Annotated in this window: 3 protein-coding genes and 1 pseudogene; 1 reads left to right on the plus strand and 3 read right to left on the minus strand. The window is 72.0% G+C overall.

What is annotated here, in order from left to right:
- From HUW36_RS28440 to pdhA, 3 genes are all read right to left on the minus strand, one after another.
- A partial coding sequence (locus HUW36_RS28440; protein ID WP_343044372.1) for a biotin/lipoyl-containing protein occupies nucleotides 1–393 on the minus strand: 393 nt, incomplete at its 3' end.
- A gap of 5 nt (nucleotides 394–398) precedes the next feature.
- Nucleotides 399–1,388, minus strand: a complete 990-nt coding sequence (locus HUW36_RS28445) for an alpha-ketoacid dehydrogenase subunit beta (protein WP_174530942.1) — start codon at nucleotides 1,386–1,388, stop codon at nucleotides 399–401.
- Nucleotides 1,388–2,566 carry a pyruvate dehydrogenase (acetyl-transferring) E1 component subunit alpha gene (gene pdhA / locus HUW36_RS28450; RefSeq protein WP_174530943.1) on the minus strand — a complete coding sequence of 393 codons (1,179 nt, stop codon included), beginning with the start codon at nucleotides 2,564–2,566 and terminating at the stop codon, nucleotides 1,388–1,390. Before pdhA ends, HUW36_RS28445 begins: the two co-directional genes overlap by 1 nt.
- 485 nt (nucleotides 2,567–3,051) lie before the next feature.
- On the opposite strand from pdhA, the pseudogene HUW36_RS28455 reads away from it, so the two are divergent.
- Nucleotides 3,052–3,470: pseudogene (locus HUW36_RS28455) on the plus strand (hypothetical protein); the annotation flags it as partial.

Genomic DNA, 3,470 nt, shown 5'->3' on the forward strand with positions numbered 1-3,470 from the left:
CCCGCCCGGGGCCGCGCCACCGATCAGGCCCGGCTCGACCATGCCCTCGGCGGGCGCGACCTCGACCGCGGCCAGCGAGGCGGCGGACGGGGTCGGCAGCGCCGACGCCGGAGCGCCGGTCGTCGACTCCTCCACCGGCCCGGCGCCCGGGTCGGTGTCGATCGCGATGATCGGCACGCCGACCTCGACGGTCGACCCCTCCGGGTGGAAGATCGCCTGCACCCGGCCGGCCCACTTCGCCGGGATCTCGACCGCCGCCTTCGCGGTCTCCACCTCGACGATCGGCTGGTTCAGCTCGATGTCGTCGCCCACCTTGACCAGCCAGGCGAGGATCTCGCCCTCGGTCAGGCCCTCGCCCAGGTCGGGCAGGTTGAACTCCTTGATCCGGGACATGCCGCTCACCAGCCGAAGGTGCGGTCGACGGCGTCGAGCACCCGGTCGAGGTCGGGCAGGTACTCCTCCTCCACCCGGGCGGCCGGGTAGGGGGTGTCGAAGCCGGTCACCCGCAGCACCGGGGACTCCAGGGAGTAGAAGCACTCCTCGGTGATCCGGGCCGCGATCTCCGAGCCGAGGCCCAGGTTGCCCGGGGCCTCGTGCACGACCACGCAACGGCCGGTGCGGCGCACCGACTCGTACGCGGCGGTCAGGTCCAGCGGGGAGAGCGTGCGCAGGTCGACGACCTCCAGCTCCCGGCCGTCCTCGGCGGCGGCGGTGGCCGCGTCCAGCGCGGTGCGCACCATCGGGCCGTAGGCCAGCACGGTGGCGTCCGTGCCGGGCCGCGCGACCCGGGCCGAGTGCAGCGGGTACGCGTCCGCGAGCGGGGCGTCCAGGTCGACCGGACCCTTCTCCCAGTAGCGCCGCTTCGGCTCCAGGAACACGATCGGGTCGTCCGACGCGATGGCCTGCTGGATCATCACGTACGCGTCCTGCGGGTTCGCGCAGGTGACCACCTTGAGGCCGGCGGTGTGCGCGAAGTACGCCTCGGGCGACTCGGAGTGGTGCTCCACCGCGCCGATGCCGCCGCCGTAGGGGATCCGGATGACCATCGGGATCCGCACCTTGCCCTGCGAGCGGTAGTGCATCTTCGCCACCTGCGACACGATCTGGTCGTACGCGGGGTAGACGAAGCCGTCGAACTGGATCTCGCAGATCGGGCGGAAGCCGCGGATGGCCAGGCCGACCGCGGTGCCGATGATGCCGGACTCGGCCAGCGGGGTGTCGATCACCCGCTGGTCGCCGAAGTCCTTCTGGAGGCCGTCGGTGATGCGGAACACGCCGCCGAGCTTGCCGACGTCCTCGCCCATGATGACGACCTTGGGGTCGTTCTCCAGGGCCCGCCGCAGGCCGGTGTTGAGCGCCTTGCCGAGGGTGAGCGTCTCCGTGGCCATCAGTGGGCGCTCCCCTCGAACGACTCCATGTACTGCGAGAACCGGGCCCGCTGCTCGTCCAGCTCGGGCGACCCGTTGGGATAGACGTGGTCGAACATGGTCACCGGCTGCGGGTCGGGCATGGTGAGCACCCGTTCACGCAGGTGCACCGACTCGGCGCGGGCCTGCTCGTCGACCTCGGTGAAGAACGACTCGTCGGCGATCTGCTGCTTGAGTAGGAACGCCTTCATCCGGGCGATCGGGTCCTTGGCCTGCCAGGCCTCGACCTCGCTGGCGATGCGGTAGCGCGTCGGGTCGTCGGAGGTGGTGTGCGCGCCCATCCGGTAGGTGTACGCCTCGATCAGGCTCGGCCCCTGGCCGTTGCGCGCGTTGTCCAGTGCGTGCCGGGTCACCGCGTACGACGCGAGCACGTCGTTGCCGTCCACCCGGACACCGGGGAAGCCGAACCCGCCGGCTCGCCGGTAGAGCGGGACGCGGGTCTGGCGCTCCAGCGGCTCGGAGATGGCGTACTGGTTGTTCTGGCAGAAGAACACCAGCGGGGCGTTGAAGACGCTGGCCCAGACGAACGACTCGTTGACGTCGCCCTGGCTGGTGGCGCCGTCGCCGAAGTAGGCGATGACCGCCTCGCCGTCCTCGCCGCCGGTCTTGCCGTCCATGGCGACACCCATGGCGTACCCGGTCGCGTGCAGGGTCTGTGCCCCGATGACGATCGTGTACATGTTGAACTTGAACTCGTTCGGGTCCCAGCCGCCCTGGTCGACGCCGCGGAACAGGCCCAGCGGCATGATCGGGTCGATGCCACGGCAGTAGAGGACGCCGTGCTCCCGGTAGGTCGGGAACGCCATGTCCTGCGCGCGCAGCGCCCGGCCGGAGCCGACCTGGGCGGCCTCCTGGCCCAGCAGGCTGGCCCACAGGCCCAGCTCGCCCTGACGCTGGAGCGCGGTGGCCTCGGCGTCGAGCTTGCGGACCAGGACGAGGTCGCGGTAGAGCCCGCGGTACTCCTCGTCGGTGAAGTCGACGCGGTACTCGGTCCCGTCCGGGCCGAGCGCGGTCTCGATCCGCTCGCCCTCGGGAGTGAGCAGCTGTACGAGTTCCGGCTCGCCGGTCGCGGCGGCGCGCCTGGTTCGGGGTGCGGCCCGCTTGCTGCGGGTGGCGGCCCCGGGGTCGCCCTTTGCCATCCGTCTCTCCCTGTCTGTCTGCGCCGGCGCCGGGGGTGACCCGAGCCGCGCACCTCGTGCGCCCGCCCGGCTGCTGCCGGGTCGGTCCCTGGCGACCGCGCCTAGCCCCGGTGAGGGTTGCCGCGCGGCGTGAGCCGGGGTCCGTCGGGGGACCCAGGCCCGGGAGCGCCGGCGCCGTACCGCACCAGCCGCGGGGTGCGCGGAGGTGGCGGCTGCGTTGCCGTCGTGCCTGAATGATTGCAGAGGAGGTGAGCGGGCCCACAGTATGGCCTCCCCCACCGGTGAGGTTCGATCGGGTTTACGACGCATAGACGTTTTTGCCCGATGCGTCAGGTCGGACCGACGGACAAATTGTGTGTCGACACGCGGTGGCGACTGGTGAACTGAGCGTCACTGGTCCAAGCTGACGATGAGCCTCCGCGCGGCATTTGTCCGAATATTCGCGCGTGCTCTCCCGTCCCGTCCACGCGTACGAGGAGTTGCCGGTGTCCGAGCCAGAGGGTCCTCCCGGTACTCCCTTCCTCGGTCGGCACCGGGCGCTGCCCGCCACCCGCTACCGCCGCGTGGTCGGCGCGCACCGGGCCCCCGGAGCCGGCGGACCGAGCCGTGGCTACCTGCTGACCGTGGCGTTGCTCGCCGGCACCGCGTCGATGCCGATCCTGGCCGCGATCAGCGCCGGCTCGGCGACCGTGGGCAACAGCGCCCTCCCGGACACCAGCACGCCGTTCATCCCCACGCCCTCGGTCGGCCCGGTGGTCGTCCCGCTGCCGCAGACCACCCAGGGCCCGGTACTGCCCGCGCCCACGCCCACGCCCGTCGCCGGCGCGACCACCGTGCCCCCGCGACCGGTGCTGCCGGCCGCCCCGATCCCGGCCGACGACAGCGACCTCGTCCGCGAGCGTCG

This window comes from Micromonospora maritima (genome assembly GCF_902825405.1).
In the GTDB taxonomy this organism is placed as follows: Bacteria; Actinomycetota; Actinomycetes; order Mycobacteriales; family Micromonosporaceae; genus Micromonospora; species Micromonospora maritima.

Bases quoted from the DNA above. Each gene is read 5' to 3' on its own strand.
- pdhA (WP_174530943.1), bottom strand. From the start codon at position 2,566: ATGGCAAAGGGCGACCCCGGGGCCGCCACCCGCAGCAAGCGGGCCGCA.
- HUW36_RS28445 (WP_174530942.1), bottom strand. From the start codon at position 1,388: ATGGCCACGGAGACGCTCACCCTCGGCAAGGCGCTCAACACCGGCCTG.